Origin of the sequence: Psychrobacillus sp. MER TA 171, assembly GCF_023713305.1 — a bacterium.
In the GTDB taxonomy this organism is placed as follows: Bacteria; Bacillota; Bacilli; order Bacillales_A; family Planococcaceae; genus Psychrobacillus.
The window spans coordinates 126,991-152,181 of the sequence record NZ_JAMAWN010000001.1 but is presented as its reverse complement, the minus strand read 5'-3'; the positions used below and the strand labels follow the sequence as shown (position 1 = coordinate 152,181).

The window sequence follows — 25,191 nt, the reverse complement described above, 5'->3', positions numbered from 1 at the left end:
AATTCCTCCCTTATTTTCCTTGCCAGTTTGGTTTTCGTTTTTCATTAAAGGATAGGACTCCTTCTAATCTATCTTCTGAATTGGCACATTTATAATATTGGTCTAACTCGATCGTTAGCGCTGTGTTAATATCTGTTTGAAGCCCATTATTAACTGCTTGTTTAATTGCTTTTAGTGATAGCGGTGCATTTCCAGCAATTTCTTTTGCAATTTCTAAAGTACCTGTCAGGAGCTCTTCCTTAGGAAATACGCCATTTATAATTCCTGACTCTAGCGCTTTTTGTGCATCTATCTTATTTCCTCTAAATAAAAACTCCTTTGCTAAACCAACCGGAATAGCTCTTGGTAAAAGCTGCGTCCCACCTACACCTGGAATAATTCCTAATGTCACTTCCGGCAATCCCATCTTCACATGGTCTGCCGTATAACGAAGGTCACAGCTTAAGAGCATTTCCATTCCACCACCAAGCGCAAACCCATTGACTGCTGCGATTACTGGATATGGAAAGTTTCGTAACAATCCGTATGCATCTTCAAAAATATCGTGCTGCTGCTTCCACTGCTTGTTCGTCATTCCTTTTCTTTCTTTTAGATCTGCTCCCACGCAGAAGCTTTTTTCACCGCTTCCCGTTAGGATCAAAACGCGTAAATCCTCTTTTTCTCGTAATTCCTTTAAGCAATCAATTAATTCAGTTGCCATTAGGGTATTCAAGGAATTCATCGCTTCTGGTCTATTCAATTCAATGATATAAACATTTTCAGCACTGTACTCCTCGTTCACTATTATCGTCTTCCAATTTGTCATGAATGTATCCTCCAAATTATTTAGTTATAGTAGGAACTGGATATTTACGATTGTACGGTCCTGCACTTCTTATATAGCTTGGAGTCTCATGTTCTACTATTTTGGTGAGTGTCTTAGATGCCTCTAGTAAGTTATCTAAGGATAGACCAGTTTCAATCCCCATACTGTGGAGCATGTGTACGACGTCCTCGGTACAGACATTCCCTGTTGCACCAGGTGCAAAAGGACACCCGCCTAGCCCGCCTAATGATGCGTCAAAACTGTCTACTCCTGCTTCCATAGCTGCAAGAATATTGGAGAGTCCCATTCCTCTTGTGTTATGAAAATGCAGGTTAAATTTCTGTCCAGGAAAATCACTACGTAAACCAATCAACAAATCATACACTTGTTTCGGATTTGCCATCCCAGTTGTGTCTGCTAATGAAATCTTGTTATCTTGTATAGCTATTACTTCAGCTAATACACTTTTGATCCTTTCAACTGGTACCTCACCCTCAAAAGGACATCCAAAGGTAGTTGCGATAGAAACGCCTAACAGAATATTTTTCTTTAAACAAAAGTCTTGAATTTCTTTTAATTCCTTTAGTGATTCTGCCGTTGTTTTATGCACATTCTGCAAGTTATGCGTATCACTTGCAGAGAAAACAAAATTCACTTCTTTCACATCGTTCAAGTGAGCAATTTCCGCTCCTTTTAAATTTGGAATTAAAGCGATTAGCGAAAGTTCTTTGTCTGGATTCGTAACATGCGAATACAATTCACCGCTGTTTGCCATTTGCGGTACTAATCTTGGATGGACGAATGATCCAAACTCAATAGTTGCTACACCAGCTTTTATTAACTGATCAAAAAGTACTTTTTTCTCTTCCACACTTACGATTTTCTTTTCTAGCTGTAAACCATCTCGTAAAACTACTTCATTTATTTGTACACTCTTGGGAAAGTTCATCTAAGACCTCCGTCATGTATTTTGTATCCAAAAATAATGTAAAAAAATTTGTATCGACATTTGTTCTCTATTGCTGTTCTTTATCTATTTCATCTAGCACTTCTTTTGCAGTTCTAAAGCTATCAATTGCTGCTGGCACTCCACAATATATAGCAGTTTGTAGTAACACCTCTTGAATTTCTTCTTTCGTTACACCGTTATTAATAGCTCCTCGCACATGAAGCTTTAACTCATGCGGTCGGTTTAAAGCAGTAATCATAGCGAGATTTATCATGCTTCTCGTTTTCTTCGGAAGGCCAGGTCTAGCCCAAACTTCTCCCCAACAGTATTCGGTTACTAATTCTTGCATCGGCATATTGAAATCTGTTGCATTATTAATAGAATTATCAACGTACTCTGCTCCAAGGACACTTCTTCTTATTTCTAATCCTTTTTCAAATCTCTCTTTGTTCATAGCCATTCTCCTAACGTTTTATATTTGTACACCATTTCCTTTGTTATTCAGAACAATAAGTTCGTTTATATCAGAATATTTATCTATGTCTAAGAGAAACTGAGCCATACTGTCTGTTGTGCCTTTTCCCATATGCTCTTCGACAAGGCTACCGAATTTGGTCAGAAGCTCATCTTCTTGCATGGGGTTATCAATGCTACCTTTTGCATGCAAAACTTTGTGCGTTACTGTAGTTCCATCTGTTAATAATGCAGCTAGCTTGACCTCATCTTCTTTCAGGTTTTCGTCTATCACTACACGTATTTTGTTTTGCACTTCTATAATTTTTTCATCTTTTACCTTTTCATCTGTATACTGTTTTTCACTTGCATCGCCATCAAGGAATGCTATTGCAGCTGTAAAATAAACACTGAACTTTCCTTCTAGCCCTGTCTGTGGAGTTTCCTTACCAGTTAACTCCAGTACATAAGGATTAACCGTTAGCTCAATTGACTCTAGCTGATCAGCTGAAGCTCGTTTATGTAAATAAACGCATGCATCAATCGTAGGGTGAAGAACAATCCCGCAAGCATATGGCTTAAAACTATTTTTTAATAGCTCCCATTCCTCTCCCCAGTTCACATTCACTTTTTCTAAGTCATGCTCCGGAGCTAACACATTAGCAAACCCACGCTTCGATTCTAAAATCATTTCAGAGCTCGTAAAACCTCTCTTTGCCAATAACGCTGCTAGCAAGCCATTTTGTGCAGCTTTTCCAGGATGGAATGGTTTAGTCATTGTTCCAAATACATCTCTTAGACCAAATGCTTGTGTCCCTGCTATACCTAAAGCCCAAACCAGCTTTTCAGAATCTAGCTTCAATAAAATACCTGCTGCGATTGCTGCACCAAAAACCCCCGTAGAGCTTGTAATATGCCAGCCTAGCTGATAATGACTTGGGTAAACCGCATTGGCTATTCTTAATTCTGCTTCGCAGCCTAATATAAACGCGTGCAAGATTTCCTCTCCACTTAACCCTAAGTTTTCTCCTAACGCAAAAACGACTGGAGCCACTGGTCCGCTAGGGTGATGGATCGTATCTAAATGCGTATCATCATAATCAAAAATATGAGAAGACGTACCATTTATTAATGCTGCCATCAATAAATCCACTTTTTCTTCTCTTCCGAATACAGAAACCTGCTCTGCCGATTGCAATTCTTTTGTTACGTCCAACATCATTTCAATAGACGGATGCCTTGAAGCTCCAATGGCAACCCCCATCCAGTTTAGTAAGCTTCTTTTTCCATGAAGCTTCACATTCTCTGGTATTTGTTCAAAAGAAGTTGATAAGCAATGATCTACTAATGTTTTTGTTACCATCTTTTCTCGCCATCCTTTTTTACTCTATGTAAACTGAAAAAGTCGGTTTTAGTACCAACTTTTTCAGTTCTAAGTTTAGAAATGTAGTAATCTATTTAGCCGCTTCACGTGCTGCTTCGATTACATCCGCTCCAATTTCTTCTTCATATTCTTTGTAAATCGGCTCCAAAACCTTACGGAATTCTTCCACTTGCTCTGGCGTTAATTCCACGATTTCAACATTTCCTCTTTCCTTAATCGTTTCCAATGCTTTGTCATTTAGACTCTTAGCTTCTGCACGTGCTACCTCTGTACCAGCAGCCAAACCATCCTCGACTATTTTTTTCGTTGCTTCATTCATGCTATCCCAGAATTTTGTATTAGTGAAAACAGCATAATCCACACGTGTATGATTCATTACTGTCATATACTTTTGTACTTCATCAAACTTTTTCGATTCAATATTACTAAATGTATTCTCTTGGCCATCTACTACTCCTTGGTCCAGGGCAGTATATAACTCTCCAAATGGAATCGATTCAGAACCTGCTCCTAAAGCATGGTAAATAGATTCAAGTACTTGCCCACCTTGTGTACGGAATTTCAATCCTTTTAAATCTTCCGGAGAACTGATTGGACGTTTACCATTAGTCAAATGCTTTCCTCCATTTGGCCACATAGATAATCCAATTACCCCATCATTTTTAAGGCTTGCTAAAACCTCTTTACCTTTTTCCCCATCCCAGAAAGCAATGGCTTCATCATCATCGTCAAACATAAATGGAAGAGCTGGAACATTAAATTGTGGATTGTTCCCAACAAACTTTGTTAAATCAGGTGCTATAAATTGGATGTTATTAGCTACTAGATTTTGATATTCATCCTGATCGCCGAATAATGAACTATTTGGATAAATCTCAACTTCAATTTTTCCACCTGACTCTTTTTCAATGTATTCCTTCATTTTTAAGGCACCTTTATGCTTCGGGGTGTTTTCTGCTACAACATGTGCAAATTTAATTTTCATTTCTTGTACTCCGTCACTAGCTTCACCAGAGACCGGTATTTTTTCATCGTCACCTTGGCAGGCTACTAGAAAGATAACTGAAATTAAAACAAATAAAGATAATGCAAACTTTTTCATCCTTTTTCCCCCTATTGTTTTTTAGTAATTTTCTTACACCCTAAAATGAAAGGGCTTACAAAAAAGTGAAAGCATCTTGGACAACGAAGTACTTTCAGGTGACCTTCTAACTACTTAACCTCTTAAACAAGTTGATCGAAATCTATTACTCTGTACTTTGGATACAACTCACTTACAAATTATCACACCGAAAACTGAAAGTAAAGAAAAATTATAATATTTAGTATTATTAGAATTTTATATTGTTTTTTCAAATATACTGTATTATGATGTACCTTGTAATCCTGTATCCGAAATACATAAACTAATAGGGGAGGAATCTGATTGAAAGTTTTAAACTTTATTGAAAGCGCTTTATCTGGTATTTTATTCCTTTTAGGAATTGGTATTAGTCTATACTCCGTCTTTATGCGATACGTCATGGGGGCTTCCCAAAGCTGGGCAACAGAGGTTTATACGATGCTCCTTGTATGGGCAATTTTCATAGGCTTTTCTACAGCCTTAAAAGAAGATAAACATATTGCCATCGAACTATTTTATGATAAGTTTGGTCCTACTATGAAAAAAGTCTCTCAAGCCATCATTTTTATCATAGGGATTGGTTTCAGTATATTCATTATATGGACAGGTTTTAATATGGTTCTTACTGCATACGATCAGCAGATTAAAACAATAGATCTTGGGTTCCCTATTTGGATCAACTATTTAATCATGCCGATTGCTGGGGTTTTATTACTTATCCGCTTCTGTGAAAAAGCATATAGATTCTTTGTGAAGCATGAGGAAATTACTCATGGAGGTGATTTAGAATGGAAGCAATAATCGTCATTGGATTATTATTTGTTTTAGCCTTCTTGAGAGTCCCTATTGCTATAAGCTTAGTAGTCTCCAGTATTTTTGGACTCTATTTAGTAGACTTCTCGCTGGATACGGTCATTCAAAAAATGTTTACAGGGGTAAATAGTACAACGCTGATGGCTATACCAGGTTTCGTTTTTGCTGGATTGGTCATGGCAAAGGGGGGTATCTCCAAATATTTAATAGAATGTATCAAATCCTGGGTTGGACATACAAAAGGCGGGTTATCTGTTGTAACGGTGCTAACTTGTATGATTTTTGCAGCTATTTCTGGATCAAGCCCGGCTACTGCTGCGGCAATCGGAGCAATAATGATTCCTATGATGGTGAAAGCAGGATACGATAAAACATATTCCATGGGATTAGTAGCTGCTGCGGGTACATTAGGAATCTTAATCCCTCCTTCCATCCCACTTATTCTATATGGTTCCGTATCTGAACAATCCACTGGAAAGCTATTCTCTGCAGGGATCTTACCCGGTATATTACTTGGGCTATCCTTAATGGTTTATGCGGTAATTGTTGCACATCGCAAGGGCTATGGTGGGTTAGAGAAAGTCCCTCTTAAAGATAGATGGAGACCAACGTTAAAAGCAGTATGGGGTCTAATAATGCCTGTTGTTATATTAGGCGGAATCTATAGCGGGGTCGTTACACCAACAGAAGCATCCTTCCTAGCATCCCTATACGCGATTATCATCTCTATTTTCGTATACAGGGAATTGAACTGGGCTAAATTTAAACACATATTAAATGAGTCCATTACCACTACCTCCATGATATTTTTAATCATCGCTGCAGCACTCATACTAGGAATGTTCTTAACAACTGAACAAATTCCTCAAGGGTTCGCATCATGGGTAAGCGAAAGCGGCTTTAATAAATGGACATTCTTAATAATTGTAAGCGTTTTATTCTTCATCCTAGGGATGTTCTTAGAACCAACTGCGATTATTTTAATCACTCTGCCTATCCTTCTACCAATCATCACAACGCTGGATATCAACGTTATCCACTTTGCAATAATCATGGTAGTGAACATGGAACTCGGTATGATCACACCACCTGTAGGACTAAATCTCTTTGTCGTCAGTGCAATATCCAAGGAAAAAGTCGACAGGGTAATAAAAGGAGTCATCCCGTTCTTTGCCATCTTTGCGATAGTACTCGTGTTGATTATTATTTTCCCAGAAATTTCATTGTTTCTTACAAGGTGATTTATGGAAAGAGACCAAGAGCGATATGTTCTTGGTCTCTTTTTTCTGTTGAGAGCTTAGTGAGTAGTGTGGGAAATGCAAAAAGGAAGCAGACAGTTTTCTCTTCTGGCTGCTTCACAATGTTTGACACCAGGAACAGACAAAAGTTCTATACCGGTGATAAATCTCGGGTGAACGTTGATAAATTTGCTTGAACTGTTATAAATCTCTTTCGAACGGTCATAAATTTGCTTGAACTGTTATAAATCTCTCTCGAACGGTTATAAGTTTTTACGAACGGTCATAAGTCTCTGTCCTACGGTGCTAAACATCTAGACATGCGCACAACCTAGCCGAACGCTTCCCACGGTCTCTCCATTCGATGAATTGTGTGGGAATTGTGTGGGACACAGGGACAGACACAATTTTACTCTCGCATATCAAATCCTTCCATAAGCGTATGAATCAGCTGTGCTTCTTCGTGACTTTTTGCTGTTACGACTGCTGATTTAGGATAAGGCTCTGAAGGAATATGGTCCATTGCAAGTAAGTAGAGTGCTAAAGGGTTTAGCTTTGCTAGTTTATCCATAATAGGTTCTAATTCCTTTTCCCTTAGTGGCTTACCTTGAGATTTATGCAACATTTTCTTCGTTTGAAAGCTTAAGTATTCGTAGGTTGCATCGTCTGGATTAGGGTAAAGCGCTAAAACTGCCTCAGCTTCTTCCGGTGATCCGAGGTGTAGCATGGTGCTTACTAACAAGTATCGGGCACCTTGTTTATCATTTGGGTTTAGCTCCATTACTTGTAGGAACTGATCCAGCGCAGCATCGAAATTACCAAGCTCAAATTCCCAAACACCATATGCAAATAGAGCACGCAAATATGGACGATTAGGTACGTAGCCCCAAGCTACGTCAAATGATGAATCGAACTGTTTGTAAGCTTCTTTAATGGCTTTTTTATAAAATTCTCTTGCTGTCTTTTCATTTTTCGCCAATTCTGCGTTGTGTAGCAGGACATCTGGATTGTTCGGGTCTGATAGTTCAGCAATCTTCCAATAATTATTTCGAAGCTGCTCCGTTTCTGCAAAATAACCTTCATATGCATTTAATTGAGCCTTTTCTGAATTATTCTTAGGCTCATAAGGTTTATTCATAAATTGAGATACTAATCGTTGCATCTCTTCTTCACTTTCAATTTCAACGCTATCCATGTGCATCAGTAGCTCCCAGTTTCGGTATTCAGAAAGACGAGGATATGTTCCTACCTCAAATCGAAAATTTCCCATAGGTTGACTGCCATCTAATTCTTCTACAATTTCATTTCCCATATTTAAATAGAATTCCTCTATTTCCTCAAAGTACTTTTTGACAGTAGAAGGTGATACATCAAACGTTTCAGCAATTTCCTTGTTCGTCCAGTCATAAGTATCAAAGCTAAGGTACTCATTAGCGAAACGGACTGCACCAGCAGCAACAGCTTCTTTTTTCCTTGGATTTGGAGAACAAGCGATTAAATACTCCTGCAACAGTGGCATAAGCATTTCGTCGCTTAAATCGTTTTCATCTAAAAATTCTTCTAAAATCTCTAGTATTTCTTGATGTGCAGGCGAAATCTCAGGTACATCCTCTTGCAGAAGCTCAAAGCATTCCAAAAGGTTTTCCTTTAGAAAATCTCGAGAATCTAACTTACTCTTTTTAGCAAACTCCTTTATTCTTTTCATTTCTCCATCGAGCATTTCAGGCATAATCAGAAAGCCTGTAGCAATACTTATTCCGTTGGAGCCTTTTCGATGATCCGAAAATACTATCCCTACGATATAAGACATCAAGTTAATATCTAAACTCTGAAACTTTTCCATTTCATGAACAGTTCCACTGACCATGTCCTGAACAAGTATTGTTTCCTCTTTAACCTTCGTCACTTTCCCAATAAGAATAATAGGACTTGTCCACTCTTTGAGCACTTCCGTTACAGATGCTCTCGATGATTTTTTCATTTGTTTCTCTAAATAATTCTTCCATTGTTCTTCTTTCTTTATCAATAAATAATAGTCTAATGCCAGAAGTTCGATTTGGTTTTTCTCCCAAATCCCTCTTAGTCTGGAGTCCCACGTGTTCATCGTCATATTCAACTCGAACATGTCTTTTTGTTGTGGATACTCCGCATAATAAGATTCTAATATTTGTCGTAATTCACCCTCCACCACTTTATCAATCGACACTACATCCTTCGCACCGTGGCATTTCTTATACTTTTTCCCGCTCCCACATGGGCAAGGATCATTGCGTCCTATTGTCATTGAAATCACACCTTTTTCTTTTTATCATAACAAAATTTATAAAATTAGGTCGATGCCTATCATGAATTAAAGACTAACTTCCTAGATAGGTTAGAACATAAAAAAGAAGCAGCCGAGTTACTTGATGGCTACTTCTGATAAATGATCTGATACACAGGGATGTACACAACGCATCACAATGTTATCCCCTCTTTTCAACAAACAACAAAATTAATGTTGCCAAGGGACCTAATATAAGAGAAAGAAAAAACCAATTTAACCCCGTTCTATTCTTTCCTTGTGCAAGTCCAGCATTTATCAACGCCAATGTACCCCAGCCTACAAAATATTGGTTGTCCATCACTTAAAAACCCCCTATTAATAACTCTTTTATATTTGAGTATATCATGGGAGTAAGAAGTATCTTACTCACTTTTTATACGAGATACTGTAAACCAACTCCTTTACATGTCATAAAACTCAGCGAACGTTGATAAGTTTGCTTTAAACATTTTGACACGTACAACTTTCTAGCTGAATACACGAGTAAAGAGGCCGGACATTTTCTGTGGCTACTCTATTGATGAATTGTGCAGAAATTGTGTCTGACACAGGGACAGACACAACTAAGAGTAGCCGAACGCTTCCCACGGCCCCTCCATTCGATGAATTGTGTGGAAATTGTGTGTGACAAAGGGACAGACACAGAGAAAGGGTATAAACCTAAGTCAAAAACTCTCTACCGGTCATATATTTTCGCGAACGGTCAGAAATCCCTGAGAACGATGCTAAAGTTTATCCGGCCAACTGTCTAGGTTTACCTCTAAAAAAGAAGCAGCCAGGGTTCCCCTTGACTACTTCTTTTAATAAATTGTGTGTGACACAGGGATAGACATACTCCATAATCATTCTTATATTTCATCAGTAGATATCAACTCGTCTGCAAGCCATTGACCGTCTACTTTCTTTACTATAGAAACCGTCTTAAACTTTTTTATCGTTTCCTTGTCAGGGTAGAATGTTCGATATTCCGCAGTGTAGGCAACTTGCCATACATCCGTTTCTTTTTCTTCTACTTTATCTACACTAAAAGATAATAATATTTGGGTTATTCCCTTCTCTTTCATATTAGCTATATAGTCAGTTGTTTCCTTTAGTGAGGGCCCGTCTTTTGTCATTAAGTATTCTACAAAGGACATGGAATTATTGTTAATCGCATCCACACTTGCATAAAGAAATCTTCCCATAAAATATTCTATTTCTTCCTTGATGATATCTACTTTTGCTGTTTTAATAGTTTCTTGGTCTGGTTCATATAAGGTATTTGATCCCTTTAAGACATGAGTAGCATTTTGTACAGTATTCCATTTGTCTTCACTCTGAACGAGCCATTTTTTCTCTTGCTCATCATACGTTAATTCAAATAAGAACGGATATGATTTACTTACAAATTCAGGTGTGTCCTCTAAGTAATAATCTGCTTCTTTATATAGAAGCTCTGCATTAACCTTAATGCCGGGTATATGCTCTAACAAACCTAAAATATTTGCATCCATACTCATTTCCTCAAACTGCCCAGAGTAAAGGAGATTATTATAGGAATTACCATTCAATATATGGTTTTGAATGATCTCTACATTATCTTCTGTAATAGTCGTAAATACATCAGTCGAATTAGCAGCTTTGGCTTGGGCTAATTCTTCTCCAAACTGCAACAATAGATTAGCTACCTCTGTTTCTTGATTTTTTGTTAAAAAACTTGCTGTTAAAAATTGATAGTCACTATTAATTCCTATATTTTCTGATTCTACTTTCCCCCACGGATATTCAACAACCAATTTTGCTTTTTGTGTACCATCTAGCATAATGGGGCCAATTGGATCTGTAGCACCATTACTATTTATTAATATTTCAGTTTCATTAATTAATACACTTGCTTTTTTCATTGCAGTTGAATAGTTCTCTAATTCAAATACTACTTCTGAAAAAGGCAGTTCCAACTGAATCCAGGATGGCTCGCCCTCCACATTCCATAAATAAATCTCAGAAGTTGTTACCCCTGAACCAAAATCATTTTCAAATTTAGTTTCTAAATCATATATTCCCGGGGATAGAGGCCCCATCAATACAAAGTCTTCTCCCCTATCTTCTTCTTTTACTTTTTCTTTATTAAACCGAAACGATAAAGGTTCTACAGTTCCCTCTACATAAGCAAATTGGTCAACCATTTCTACTTGATGCTTTTGAAAGACGCCTAAGAACTTTCCATTTGGCTGGATAGAATAATAATCCTCGATAGACCTTTTTCCTTCTTTCACTAGCAGCTTCACAAGAGCTTCCGCTTCCATAGCGATAATTGGTGAACCATCTTGATGGACAACTAATTTCGTTAAACTCTCCGTATTTTTCTCAGAAATAGCTTCGGCAAATCTTTTTCCAGTAGACTCCTGTGAAAAATAAGAATTAGCCCACATAGAAAAACCTATAATTATAGAAATTATACCTACCGTTATACCAAAATACATTTTCTCTTTTTTCTTATACTTTTTCACTCTTTTAGGCTGGATGACTTGGTTCCCACAGTTCACACATATATTATTACCCGTTATCAATTGGTGACCACACTCTTTACAAAAAGTCTCCATTAGACAATCACCTCTCTCACAAACTTCTTAATTGTTCTATCATTGGAGCTATAGTAGAGTCTGCAATAATTTTAATGTAAATCCAATAAACAAATGAAAATAAGAGAATATACACTAAGTAACCATGGAATTTATCGAGCTTCTGGGACTTTAACTCAAGTAATTTATTGATTATATAGGTAGGGATAATAGCTAGCATGATTAAAAAAGAAAGAATGACAATCACACTTCCTATAACATAAATATTTAGTAGAAATAAGATAAGACCAATTAATCCTACTAAGCTGCTTAAAAGCATATACGCCCCATAATAGCTTAATAATTCCTGCCAAGTTTTTGATGGGCCAAAAAACTTGGTTACAGTAAATAAAGCTAGAAAAACTAATCCCATAGATACTATAGCAAATAGAAACGCTGAACCAAATATACTAAAAAATGGAGGACTCTCTATCTCTCCAATAAAAAATTCCCCTAGCCCTCCAAGCCCATCCAACGCAGCTTGGACAAAACTAGATATAGAAACGTAAATGGTAATCCCGAAAATAATAGCGAAAATCAAAATTGATATAAGTGCATTGATAAATTCTGAAGTACCGGTCACAAATGATTCAGAAGGTCTTTTTATGTACCTTACAAAATAGTTCCAAAACATTTTAGAATGCTCTTTCACCTTCTCAACACGTTCATTCGAGGATGCATTAGTAGTATGCGGAACATTTAGATTTCCAGCAACATTCGAAGTAGATAACTCTGCACTCGATTCAGCATTTCCATTTATACTTACTACAACCTCTCCCCCACATTTCCCACAAAACTTACCTGTATCTTGCTCGTTCTCACATGAAATACATTTTTTCATCCTTGTCCTCCTTCATAATTTCAGGTCATAAAGAAAAGATATTATTTGTAGTCATCCAATAGAACGAATTCTATTAATTTAATATGTGTCATATTATTCACTAGTAAGAATACGTTTTTATATATAAATTCTTAGTAAAGATTTATAAAAAGCTAGTTATAATTAATTATTTTCTCTTGGATGCCGTTCTCTTTCTTTTATAAATTACATTATGAATAGAACGTACAACAGCTTGTACGTTCTATGATTCTTTTACATACATCTCTAAATTAAATTAATACCCTCTTCCTCCACATGCTCCACACGGAACCTTAGTTCCTCCAAGAGGATTTGCAATCCATTCTTCTCCGGTACCACCGCAAGCTTTGCAATCTTCCACCATTTGATCACCTCCTTAAAATTCCAAGTTGATGTAAGTTATGAATAGGATTACTAGTCTTTTTTTTCTATCCAATACAAATTCTTAATTGTTAGTATCTTCAATCGATGCTGTAAAAAGTGTTCGCTATAACATATGCTTATATTCCTATGAAAAATAACCTATTTAAATGTATTTTTATAAGTTTACTTTAGCGTATAGAATGGATTATTCTAAAATAAATTTCCTTTATTAGGGTTATACCTTTAACAATAGAGATATCTTTTTAGTGAAGGGTCATGACTCTTTTGGACTTACGTTGATCTAAGCAGCTCAACTGAGATCTATAGAATAGTACGTCTACCCTACTTGCTTTGATTTGATATGTATTATAAAAACTTAGTTACTAGTCAAAGAAGATGACGAAGGGGATAAAAAGTATGAAAGAAAGAATGGAGAAATGTCTAACTCAATATTTTACCTATTACAAATCCTAACGGTACAAAATTTGAACTATGCTTATACCCAGAAAATAAGTCAACTGTGCAACAATACAAAGTTGTTAAGGAAACGATTCGTAGCTCTACTGGCGTTTAATCCAAAAATAAACTTTCTTCTATCTAAGATTACGTAAATATATATGCCATACCCCCTGGTAGACTTAATAGCACCTATTGTCCTGGACACTTTTATAACATAAATTGGGTCTGATATAGGGATGCACACAAATTTCCTCCAGCTATCGTCTAGGAGTAATAAAAAAGTAGCCAGGTTTCCCTATGACTACTTCTTTGGATGAATTGTGTGGAACATAGGGAAATAAACAGAGAACTAGGTCAAAAATTCTCTACGGGTCATATATTTTCGCGAACGGTCATAAATCCCTCCGAACGGGTTATATATTCTCGCGCCCCGTCATAAATCCCTGCGAACGAGGATAAAGCTCCCCCAGCTCTCTCTCTAGGTTTACCTCTAAAAAAGAAGCAGCCAGGGTTCCCCTTGACTACTTCTTTTGATAAATTGTGTCTGACATAGGGACAGATACAAACGACTCTGCCGCTCGAATCTAGTCACAGTTAATTGTGCGGAAATTGTGTGTGACACAGGGACAGACACAATTACTCCAACCCATTAACAATATTATCCCTAATCACTAAACTACCTTCATTTTCACCAGTTATTTTTAGCGCATTATTACTACCTGTAGTAATAATGTTAGAGCTAAAGATCGTATTTGTTAAGGAGGGTACGTTAATATCTATCACATAATCTGTTGCTTTAGTTGTATTGAAGATATTATTGCTCATACTTAGATTGGATACGTTAAATTCTTCCTTCACTCCGTCTTTTTTCTTTATATTAATGAGACTCTCGGATAAATTATACGCAGAATTATTGTTAAACATAAAGTACCTGAAGGAGGAGTTAAATCCAGTTTTTCCTCCTTCTACTTCAAGGACCCTCCCGCCCGAATCTTTATTTATTTTTCCCGAAAAAGTGTTTCCAGTTATATTAATACCTTCCCCGCCTGTAAAAATAGAGATAAACACTTCTGTGATAATCTTAAAGGTATTTCCGTTTACGATTAAATCATTACTATTTTCTAAGACAATCGCCTTCGATGATCCTGAAAATTCATTTCCTACTAATTCAACCATACCTATATAAGGTACATCGTCTGTTCCTATCTTCGAAGGATCAAAGGTTTCTGCATAAAAGTTCAATAAACCTTCTTTAGCATGAAAGTGATCCTCAATCGTATTTCCTACAATCTGAGCTTGGGAAAATTGCGAGTTTACCTCGCTTGCAATGACTTTAACCGCATTAAGTGTATTGTCATTTTCCGAGTGTCCTACCTCAATATCATTACTATTTAGTTGCGTGTTATGTACATCACCATTTTCAAATAAAATGGCAATCTTCGCGTAGGAAATATGATTATTGGAGATGATGCTCTGATGTGTGTTTGTGTTATTATAGTGAATCCCGTAATCAGCCATATCCCATATTTGATTTTCTGTAATAATAACATTCCTATTTTTATTGATAAGCTCTATCCCTTTTTTAAGGCTATAAAAGTGGGAATTTGATATATTTACTCCAAAGGAGCCATCTAAAACTAACGCTGTTCCTTGGTGATTGTTAGAGTATACGTGAAGTCCTTCAATTACTGCTGAAAATTCATCTTCTAATCCCACATTGGATGGTGGTTCAGCGCCATCCTCTATTTTATTCCCTGTCAAATGAAAGGCAGGAATATCTCCTCTAACAAGAATCTTGGCATTATTCCCTTGTATTCCTTTGATCGTGCTTAAATCGAGAAAAATCGTTTTGCTAATCAAATAAGTTTTGCCAGATTCTAAGCTTATAATCCCTCTTTCCTTAGAGGCCTTCCGAAAAGCGAGAGTATCATCTGTTTTTCCATCCCCGATAGCTCCAAACTTATGTATTTCTATGTAATCCGATTGATCTAATGATTTCGTAGTAGCTAGACTATAACCTATGATGAGCCCAACAATCATCATTAATATTAGTGTAAAAATAAGTTCTTTCCATTTAAAATTCTTCATAATTCAACTCCGACTTAAATAATTTAAATTTTCTAATTTGTTACAAATAATAACAACAAAAGTAATAGAATCTTCCTCTCGACTTGTTACATTGTATCAAACCCTAACTCTTATAGATAGAATAGAAAAAAGGAACTAATGATTACTTTTCATTTCTCTAGCAATAGCAACATCAATAAAAAGAAATCTACCTTGCATTATAACTACTCCAATTGCTAAAACTACCAATTTAATTATTTAAACAAAACATGACCAACTTAATCCTTTAGAATAGCATTCACTAACTGCACCAAAAGTAACCTACCTTTGACTATCTTCTTTCTGAAATATAGATGTAGTTTTTTAGTAAGGCATCAACTTCTTGTTTAAATGAATTGTTTGTAAATTGTTTGTGACACAGGGACAGACACAACTTTCCCTATAAAAAAGAAGTAGCAAGACGTTTCTACGTCTGCTACTTCTTTTTAACTTTTATTAACTTGCAAGTCTTTCTTCTACTGTAAGAGTAGGAACTTCAGGAAGTAGGAATAATTCGCTATTAACCGATTCACTACCCAATTTCCCTTGTTCAGAAACTACTACGCTAATGATAATTGTGTGCTTACCATACTTAACAGTGACCATTGTTTCTCCAATGCTCTTTGCTCTTACTAGTCCACTAGTGACAGAGGCAATTTTATTATTATCTGTTTTGTATGAAGCAGCTATTGTTACATCTCTTTCAGATGTTTGCCCATCTGCAGATGTCGTAACTTCTGTAATAGTTAGTTGTAATTCCTTACCTGGTTTTAGATCCACTTGCGTTTTATCTGCTTTAATAGTTACTTCTGGTTCTGAAACAGATACATTTACTGTTTGCTCATTTTTACCATAGATCACAGTAATAGTTGTTTCTCCTGTTGCTTTTGCTAATACTAAACCATTAGTAACAGAAGCTACTTTAGTAGCTGCTACTTTATATTTTGCAGATGTTGTAACGTCTTTTTCTGTTGTTTCTCCATCTGCCGTTGTCGTTATTTCTTTAACAGTCAGCTGAGCTTCTTTACCTTTTTCTAAATTCAATTGGTTAGTATCCACACTTAATGTGACTTTTGGTTCAATGACCGACACGTTTACTGTCAATTCATTTTTGCCATATTTAACGTTAATTGTTGTAGTTCCTGCCGCTTTTCCTCTTACTAAGCCGTTAGTTACAGAAGCAATTTTACTATCAGCTACTTTGTATTTTGCAGATGCGGAAACATTTTTTTCTGTTGTTTTTCCATCTGCTGTTGTTGTAATTTCCTTCACTTTTAATTGCACTTCTTTTCCTGACCCTAGACTAACTTCTGTTTTATCAACAGTTAATGTTACTTCAGGTTCAGTTACAGTTACATTTACAGTTAATTCATTTTTACCGTATTTTACTGTAATGGTTGTAGTGCCCGCACCTTTAGCCTTGATTAAGCCACCGCTTACCGTTGCCACTTTGTTATTGGCAGTTTTATACGTTGCAAAGCTTGTTACATCAACCTCTTTTGTTTTTCCATCTGCTGAAGTTGTTACTTGTTTGATCTTCAGTTGAGATTCCTTGCCTGGTTCCAGATTAACCTCTGATTTGTTTGTAGTCAGAGTGATAATTGGTTCTGTAACTGTGACATTTACCTTTAACTCGTTTTTACCATACTTAACTGTGATTGTTGTTTCTCCTGCACTTTTCGCTATTACTAAGCCATTGCTAACAGAAGCTACATTACCGTTTGCTACTTGATACGTTGCAGATTTTGTTACATCCTTCTGCTTTGTTTTTCCGTCCGCACCTGTTGTAACTTCTTTAATAACCAGTTGTGATTCTTTGCCTGGCTCTAGATCGATTTGTGCTTTGTTTGTTGTCAATGTCACTCCTGGCTCTGTAACTGTAACATTCACATTTAACTCATTTTTACCATATTTAACTGCAATTGTTGTACTTCCTGGATTTTTAGCAATTACTAATCCTTCTTTTGCTGAAACTACTTTATTGTCTGCAACTTTATACGTTGCAGCCTTCGTTACGTCAACTGTTTTTGTTTTTCCATCTGCTCCAGTTGTTACTTCTTTAATCGTTAAGCGAGCTTCTTTTCCTGGATCTAGATTAAGCTCAGTCTTGTTCGCAGTCAATGTCACGACTGGTTCTATCACGTTCACATTAATAGTCAGTTCATTTTTCCCGTATTTAACGGTGATTGTTGTACTACCTGCATTTTTAGCTGTGATTAAACCATTCTTCACAGAAACAACTTTAGTATCTGCTACTTTGTATGTTGCAGCTTTCGTTACATCCTGTTGTTTTGTTTTACCATCTGCAGTTGTTGTTACCTCTTTAATATTCAGTTGGAATTCTTTTTTAGGATCCAAATCAACTTGCGTTTTGTTTGCAACTAGCTTCACGCCAGGGACAATAACATCAACATCTTTCACGGTTACATTGACAGTTACTGTATTTGCACCATGAGTAATAGTGATTGTTGTAGTTCCTTTAGCAACAGCTGTTACTAATCCTTTGGAAACTTTTACTACACCTTCGTCCGCTACTGTGTAAGTAGCTTCTGCAGTTACATCCTTATCAGTCGCTGTTCCTTCTGCTGGAGTAGATGTTTCTGTAACCGAAAGTTGAGCTGTTTTACCAGTTTCTAAATCAAGTTTAGATGGATTAACAGCTAGTGTTACTACTGGTTCTGGTTCTGGATCAGGATTGTTATTTTCATAGATTAACGCTTCTCCTACATTACCTGCAGCATCTTGGACAACTACTTTGATAGAGTTAGTTCCTGTTGCCACTGGGAATGTGAATGACCCGTCCTGTGCTAAATTGAATTTTACAGGCGCAGCAGGTACTCCGTTTACAGTTGCAACATAGGAAGCATTTAATTTTGCATTCAAATCATATTCTAATCCGTATAAATATAATTCTTCGTTATACGTAATATACTTGTCCGTTACTTTCCCGGTTGCCACTCCGTCCTTCACAGAGCCAGCGATTGCTGGTTTGGTCGTCTTAACAACGATAGGGCCTACATAATCACCAATGATTGCTCCTGTTGTTGTTTGACCAGTAAAGTCAATTGTGTACAGACCGTCTGGAATAGTTGTTGCAGGTGCAGTACCCCAAGGTTTGTACTCACCAGTAATCGGTAGCGTCCATTTACCTGCTGCAAGTGAATCACCTGCATGTAAATAACCGATGTAACCGTCTCCATACTCCCCGCCTTCAGGGTTCATCATATCCCAAAGTTCGATATAGTTTGTTGTCACAGGACCAGTTAATGTGAATGAAAGGTTAGCTGTGTCCTTCACACCATCTCCATTAAAGGAAAGGTCAGTTTCTGTAATAGACATATCTTTAATTTCTGTAGAAGGTGCTGTAACAGTAGAAAAGTCTGCAGCAAATGGTAATGAAACCTCTGAACCTCCACCGTTAATACGGATATAACCTAGAATTTCAGATCCCTTTGGTGCTGTTGCTACTTTAGAAGCAGTCAACGTGACATTTAACAACTGCTCACCTGCTAATGTAAATGTCGGTTTATCAACCGTCACTTTAGCATCCGCAAATGTTTTTGTAACATCTACGGTTACATTATAGTTTCCACCTGTATTCTTTAAATCTTTTACTAGAATTTGTTTTGTAACAGAAAGGTTTTTGTCCTTCAAAGATTGCGGACCAAATGTGACCGTCCCTTTCAAGTTTTCAACAACTGCTCCACTTCCATCTAATACAGCTGTGTCAATTGCATAAGCAAGTACATTTGGATGAGCAGCGGCATACGCATCTACACGGCCAGCGCCTTGCGCAAACACATCAAATTTAGTCTTGTCTAGAATTTTAGCTGTATTGGAAAGAGCAACCTTTACATCGAAAGCATTCCATGTCGGATTTGCTTGTTTAACAAGAGCTGCAATCCCTGCGATATGAGGAGTTGCCATAGACGTTCCTGTTTTACGATCATAAGCTTCACCATACACAGCTTCCGGGAAGTCTGTTTTGTACATAGGTATTGTAGACATAATGTTTGTACCAGGTGCACTCACATCAGGCTTAATATCAAAGTTAGGAGTAGATGGCCCACGTGAGCTTGAGCTGTTCACATCATCCCCAGTAGTTTGTTCAGATCCAAAGTTCCCGAATGAAACCTTCCCTGTTCCGTTTACTAACGCTGCACGAATTGCGTCCCCGTCTGTTTGAGACATATCAAACGTTGGGATAAAGTCAAAAGAGTCTCCTAAGAATGTTCCAGAGGCATTTGGTGCATTGGTACCTCCCGCAAAGTTATGAATAATTGCTCCCTTAGCCCCGTTTTCCTTCGCATTTGCAATTTTATCGACAAATGCAATTCCGCCACGAGATACTAGAACAACCTTTCCTTGAACATCTAGTCCGTTGTAATCTTTTACTTCTCCATTTCCAGGAACAGCAACTAAATCAAATTCACCTTGAAGCTGAGTGGAAACGTCTGTACCAAAAGTTGTCCCCATCAGTTGCAGTTGCTTTGTTAAATTATATTCACCAACCGTAACGTTTACTTGTCCGTTATGCATCTTTTCCGGATTAGTCGTGTTACCAACAGCAATTCCTAATCTTGCAGTAGCAGGTGTTCCCATCGTCCCACGGTTAGGACCTGAATTTCCTGTAGCAATTACAGAAATAGTCCCTGCCATCATTGCATTGTTAATTGCAAATGATCCACTGTCCGTTTCAGTGTTAGCTCCCCCACCAAGAGAAAGGTTAATAACATCCATTTTTTCTACTACCGCAGTATCAATAGCTTTAATGATACCTGAAGTAGATCCACTACCGTAGGCACCTAATACGCGGTAAGCATATAAATCTACTTTTGGTGCAATTCCCTTGATTCCGAACTCATTAGCCCCAATTGCTGCGATTGTCCCAGCAACATGTGTACCATGAGATGTATAGAATGAGCTTCCATTTGCATTAAATTCAGGAGTTCCAGCAGGACGTTCAGAAGGTAAAGTTTCTGATGCGTCATTATCTGCACGGGGTCTTGTATACGTAGATGAATTAGGTATGAAATTCTTTCCGCCCTTGTAGATGTTAGCAAATTCTGGATGGTCTGCATCAATACCCGTATCTAGTACTGCAACCTTAATGCCTTGCCCTTCTATTCCTTCATTCCAAAGTCTTTCAATGCCAAGAAATGAAATGCTTGTATTCATCTTTGCATCTATTTTTCCCTCTTTTTTAATAGAAGAGGAATTAACAGTTTTTGTTTTTTGAGGTGCTTCCGATGCATAAACGATTGCATCAGGCTCTACTAGCGTTACACCCTTAACTTCTAATAGTTTTGGTAGGTCTTCCGCTTTAACAACCGCCGCAAAACCATTTAAAACAGTGTCAAATGTATATCCTTGTTTCATTGATATCTTTTTAAGGTTAATCTCTTTCTTTACAGCTGTTTGTTGAGCTCGTACATTACTTCTTATCTTACTTTCTTGAGCAGCAGTGAACGATTTTCCTTTTAACTCATTAATTCCTTTTTCAAGCGCAACAGGTTTCTCTGAAAGATGAATAATTACAGCAACTTCCTGATTGCCTGAAATATTTTGTAAATCTTTGTGAAGCTTCGGTCCATTAAGCGACAAACTTACTTGTTCTGCTATTGCCGCCTTTAGCTCCATAGTACTTTCACTTGGAATGTTTGGCTTGAACGGCTTTTTCTCCCCATTTGCGGATGCAGTCATCATTGGACTGAACATCGTCAAGACCATAGCTAGTACTAAAAACACTTTAAAAAACTTATAAACTAGTTTTTTCCCCACTAAATTTCCCCCTATTAGTACAAATGTTTTTTACTTTTAAAGCGCAATTTTAAATTTATCTTTAAGCTACTGTCTTTTAATGAGGATCGCACACTTCCTATTAGACAGATGAAGTATCAAATTGTACTTAATACTTACCAATCTATGCGCTTTCGAATATGATAGAATAGCTATCTACCGCTGGAATAAATTATATTTATGAGAGAATTGTTTGTTACGGGGTCAAGAAAAACATTTTTTACATTATTGACAGTAATAATTAGCAAAGCTTTACAGAGGCTGCTTCAAATCCGTATTGAAGATGCGGTAATCGTTTTTGTAGAGTAAGAACCATTAGCCAGCTTAATTAATACCGCCAGCTACTTTTTTTATAATTTTTCATCAGCTATTGCATCCGAACTTGATGGTTCTTGCACTACTATTGGTGCATATCGTTAGCACTACAATTAGACGAGCATATAGCACATCTGTTTTTTCACCTCCTATCAGCTCTGTCACCAAACCTATGCAATATCTTCTAAATCAGCATTTGTGCAACGTGTAATTCTATTGCTACATTATTTCCTTCGTATACCACAATCTTCATATAGCAGCTTTTGGTTTAAACCTCCACTGACTAGAAGGCTTTAATCGTATACGTCCTGTGTCAATAGTAAATCTTTTTTTCCTAATTCTCCCTATTAAAATATACAAATATTTCAAGGAAAAATAAATTGTATTATTCCGACAATTAATTACATTTGAATGCTTTTCCTTGTAAACTCCCCAACCTTCGATTGTTTTCGACAGCATTCTATGTCATGATATGTAAAAAAAGAGAGGAAAGTTTTTGATGGAACTGTTAGTTTATGGACACTATTATAAAATTTTGAATGCGAATAATAGTTACTATCTTTACCCGGAAAGATTTTCAATACAGGTTTTAAATTGTGTGTAACACAGGTACAGAAACGAAGAAAAAAGCAGCCTGATGTGGCTGCTTACTTGAATGAAATATAAGGGAATTGTGTGGGACACAGGGACACCTCAAACAAAACTCTCCTCAAACTCATCATCATATTGATGACAACTAACATACCTACCTTCTGCAACATTAATCTCTCGAGGAACGACCATTTCGCATATGCTTTGTTTAAAGGGACATCTCGTGTGAAAAGTACAGCCACTCGGCGGGTTGGAGGGGCTTGGTACGTCACCTGTTAAGATAATTCTTTCTTTTTTTACATCTGGATCTAATGAAGGAACTGCCGACATGAGCGCTTGTGTATATGGGTGTAGTGGATTTTGAAATAACCCTTTTTTATCGGATAATTCTACTATTCTCCCTAAATACATCACACCAATTCTATCGCTGACATGCTTGACGACACTAAGGTCATGCGCGATGAATATGTAAGTAAGTCCAAGAGACTCTTTTAAATCTTGAAAAAGATTTAGTATTTGCGCCTGGACTGAGACATCTAAAGCAGAAACAGGTTCATCTGCGATTATTAGAGAGGGATTCACTGCAATAGCTCTAGCAATTCCAATTCGCTGTCTTTGTCCACCGCTAAATTCATGTGGATAACGGTCGATGTAACTTGGACTAAGACCTACATTCACTAATAACTCTTGCACTTTTTTTTCTCTTTCCTTAGAGCCTTGTCCAATTTGGTGGGTTTGTATTGCTTCACCTAATATTGCACCTACTGTCATTTTGGGATTAAGAGAAGCAAAAGGATCTTGAAAAACTATTTGCATCTCGCCTCTCATTTTTCTTAGGTCTCTTTCGTTTAAGGAGGTTATCTCCTCCCCTTTGAACGTAATTCTTCCTTCTGTTGGTTCAATCAGACGAAGAATACTTCGACCCATTGTTGATTTGCCACAGCCACTCTCTCCTACTATCCCTAATGTTTCTCCTCTATTCACATAAAAATTCAGTCCGTCTACGGCTTTGACAAACTGCTTTTTTTGTTTAAAGAAACTTTTTTTAACGGGAAAATGAGTTTTTAAGTTCTCTACAATCAACAGAGGTTTATTCAAGATTTCACCCCCTGCTCTTCGTATAACCAACACCTTACCCGCTGAGCATTCAGCTCGAATAAGGGGGGATTATGTTCTTGGCATTTGGCATGTACGTGCTGACACCTAAAGCGGAACGGACAACCTTCCTTAATTGCCCCTATATTAGGGACATTTCCTTCGATTGGAGTGAGACGATTATTACTTTCACTATGGATATTCGGAACAGAATTTAACAAACCAATTGTATAGGGATGTTTTGGGTTCTTAAAGATTGTCCTAACATCTGCTTGCTCAACAATTTGTCCATAATACATGACAATGACCCTGTCTGCCATTTCCGAGATTACCCCTAAATCATGGGTTATGAGTAAGATTGCTGTGTTATATTCCAGCTGCAATTGCTTCATCAGCTCTAAAATCTGTGCCTGAATCGTTACATCTAATGCAGTGGTAGGCTCATCTGCAATAAGTAGTTTAGGATTACATGCCATTGCCATTGCAATCATGACCCTTTGTCTCATACCACCAGAGAGCTGATGGGGATATTCTTCTATGATGCTTTCTGCTCGAGGAATCCCTACCTTTTTTAGAATTTCAATTGTTTTTTCCTTGCTGTTTGATTTCGTAGCAAACCCATGTAGAAAAAGAACCTCGCTAATCTGCTTTCCTATTTTATGGACTGGATTCAAAGATGTCATAGGCTCCTGAAAAATCATCGAGATTTTATTGCCCCGGATATTGTGCATTTCTTTTTCCGAAAATGCGTTTAAATTCTCTCCTTCAAAGACGATTTCACCTTGAATAGAGCTCGTATTTTCTTCAATTAACTGCATCAATGATAAGGCAGTTACACTTTTCCCACAGCCTGATTCTCCAACTAAGCCTAGCGTTTCCCCCTGTTGAATATAAAACGATAAATCCTTGACTGCTGGTATGACTTCCGATTTATGATTTGTAAAAGATATATTTAAATGATCAATCGTTAATAAGTCCTCTAAAGGTTGGATAGTCAATCGATCTACCTCCCGCCTAAGAAATATTCATATGCTAATTTAGAAATTTGAGCAATTGGCTCGTCTCCCTCATATTCTAAAGAATTGCCATTTGAGAAAACACAAATGACATACTGCCCCTTATCTTCTGGTAAATAGACGATCCCTGCATCATTGTACATCGTTCCAAGGCTACCCGTTTTATTAGCTACAGGCGTATTACGAGGAAGCAGCCCTCCAATACGTTGCTGGTAATGCTGTCTAGATAGGATATCTACTATTTCACTTGAACATTTTGTTGAGACAAACTCTCCTTTAGCAAACAGTTCTAGTAAAAGGGACATATCCTTTGCAGAGCTCACATTGCTTTCTTTATTGTGCTGATAAACGACACTTTCCCAATCTACTTCCTGTTCTTTTAAGCGTCTAATAATTTCATCAAAAAGCTCTGCACTGTATGGCTGATAAGGTATTCCTACACTCAAGCTCAAAAGCTCCCAAATGGAATGCTTGATATAAATATTTTTAAGCCCTAATCTGTCCATTGCTTCTTTCACCGGCTTAACTCCACCAAGAATTTTCAATAATTTATCGGTAGCAAGGTTATCACTCACAATGATCATCATGGTCGCTAAATCCTTAATAGTCGGCTTTATCCCATACTCCATTTCCTGAAATACTCCAGAGCCAGGTACATGGTCTTCTTCGGTGAGCTGTATCCTCTGGTTAAGTTTAATCTCTCCACTATATACCTTTTCATATAAGGCTGCTAGAACTGGAAGTTTGACCACACTTGCTGTTTGAAATAACTTGTCTTCCTGTATATTAACCTCTTCGTTTGTTTGTAAATGCTTAATATATATTCCATAGTCCGCTTCCAAATCCTTAATATAGTCCTCTATTTTTTGCTGTAAAATCAACTGAGTCACTCCTTGT

16 protein-coding genes are annotated in these 25,191 nt (G+C 37.1%); 2 read left to right on the top strand and 14 right to left on the bottom strand.

Features of this window, described 5'->3' with window-relative positions:
• Positions 1-10 precede the first annotated feature (10 nt).
• The 5 genes from M3627_RS00660 to M3627_RS00640 form a co-directional block, all read right to left on the bottom strand.
• Positions 11-805, bottom strand: coding sequence for an enoyl-CoA hydratase/isomerase family protein (locus M3627_RS00660; RefSeq protein ID WP_251552554.1), 795 nt, complete (start codon positions 803-805; stop codon positions 11-13).
• Positions 806-821: 16 nt separating this feature from the next.
• A complete protein-coding gene (locus tag M3627_RS00655) occupies positions 822-1,754 on the bottom strand; it encodes a hydroxymethylglutaryl-CoA lyase (RefSeq protein ID WP_251552553.1) in 933 nt (310 codons plus the stop codon).
• A gap of 67 nt (positions 1,755-1,821) precedes the next feature.
• Positions 1,822-2,208: a 4-carboxymuconolactone decarboxylase gene (pcaC, locus tag M3627_RS00650; RefSeq protein ID WP_251552552.1), complete on the bottom strand. Its 387-nt coding sequence runs from the start codon at positions 2,206-2,208 to the stop codon at positions 1,822-1,824.
• Positions 2,209-2,226: 18 nt separating this feature from the next.
• Complete coding sequence (locus M3627_RS00645) at positions 2,227-3,570, bottom strand: MmgE/PrpD family protein (RefSeq protein WP_251552551.1); 1,344 nt, start codon at positions 3,568-3,570, stop codon at positions 2,227-2,229.
• A gap of 91 nt (positions 3,571-3,661) precedes the next feature.
• Positions 3,662-4,693, bottom strand: coding sequence for a DctP family TRAP transporter solute-binding subunit (locus tag M3627_RS00640; RefSeq protein WP_169360697.1), 1,032 nt, complete (start codon positions 4,691-4,693; stop codon positions 3,662-3,664).
• 324 nt (positions 4,694-5,017) lie between these two features.
• Between M3627_RS00640 and M3627_RS00635 the strand changes: the two genes are divergently transcribed.
• Positions 5,018-5,515, top strand: a complete 498-nt coding sequence (locus M3627_RS00635; protein WP_169360698.1) for a TRAP transporter small permease — start codon at positions 5,018-5,020, stop codon at positions 5,513-5,515.
• Positions 5,503-6,768: a TRAP transporter large permease gene (locus tag M3627_RS00630; RefSeq protein ID WP_169360699.1), complete on the top strand. Its 1,266-nt coding sequence runs from the start codon at positions 5,503-5,505 to the stop codon at positions 6,766-6,768. The genes M3627_RS00635 and M3627_RS00630 overlap by 13 nt, the downstream gene beginning before the upstream one ends.
• Before the next feature lie 406 nt (positions 6,769-7,174).
• Here M3627_RS00630 and M3627_RS00625 read toward each other — a convergent pair whose 3' ends face one another.
• The 9 genes from M3627_RS00625 to M3627_RS00585 form a co-directional block, all read right to left on the bottom strand.
• Positions 7,175-9,049 carry an SEC-C metal-binding domain-containing protein gene (locus M3627_RS00625; protein WP_251552550.1) on the bottom strand — a complete coding sequence of 625 codons (1,875 nt, stop codon included), beginning with the start codon at positions 9,047-9,049 and terminating at the stop codon, positions 7,175-7,177.
• 181 nt (positions 9,050-9,230) lie between these two features.
• Positions 9,231-9,392: a hypothetical protein gene (locus M3627_RS00620; RefSeq protein ID WP_251552823.1), complete on the bottom strand. Its 162-nt coding sequence runs from the start codon at positions 9,390-9,392 to the stop codon at positions 9,231-9,233.
• A 547-nt stretch (positions 9,393-9,939) separates the two neighbouring features.
• On the bottom strand, positions 9,940-11,673 hold the full coding sequence (locus tag M3627_RS00615) for a TcaA NTF2-like domain-containing protein (RefSeq protein WP_169359515.1): 1,734 nt from the start codon (positions 11,671-11,673) through the stop codon (positions 9,940-9,942).
• Positions 11,674-11,689: 16 nt separating this feature from the next.
• Positions 11,690-12,532 carry a DUF6574 domain-containing protein gene (locus M3627_RS00610; protein WP_251552549.1) on the bottom strand — a complete coding sequence of 281 codons (843 nt, stop codon included), beginning with the start codon at positions 12,530-12,532 and terminating at the stop codon, positions 11,690-11,692.
• Positions 12,533-14,008: 1,476 nt separating this feature from the next.
• Positions 14,009-15,460 (bottom strand): right-handed parallel beta-helix repeat-containing protein, encoded by a 1,452-nt coding sequence (locus M3627_RS00605; protein WP_251552548.1) that lies wholly within the window; start codon positions 15,458-15,460, stop codon positions 14,009-14,011.
• Positions 15,461-15,934: 474 nt separating this feature from the next.
• Positions 15,935-21,259 (bottom strand): S8 family serine peptidase, encoded by a 5,325-nt coding sequence (locus M3627_RS00600; protein ID WP_353056444.1) that lies wholly within the window; start codon positions 21,257-21,259, stop codon positions 15,935-15,937.
• A gap of 1,026 nt (positions 21,260-22,285) precedes the next feature.
• Positions 22,286-23,281 carry an ABC transporter ATP-binding protein gene (locus tag M3627_RS00595; protein ID WP_251552547.1) on the bottom strand — a complete coding sequence of 332 codons (996 nt, stop codon included), beginning with the start codon at positions 23,279-23,281 and terminating at the stop codon, positions 22,286-22,288.
• A complete protein-coding gene (locus tag M3627_RS00590) occupies positions 23,278-24,270 on the bottom strand; it encodes an ABC transporter ATP-binding protein (protein WP_251552809.1) in 993 nt (330 codons plus the stop codon). The genes M3627_RS00595 and M3627_RS00590 overlap by 4 nt, the downstream gene beginning before the upstream one ends.
• Positions 24,271-24,281: 11 nt before the next feature.
• Positions 24,282-25,175 (bottom strand): serine hydrolase, encoded by an 894-nt coding sequence (locus M3627_RS00585; RefSeq protein ID WP_169359510.1) that lies wholly within the window; start codon positions 25,173-25,175, stop codon positions 24,282-24,284.
• Positions 25,176-25,191 lie beyond the last annotated feature (16 nt).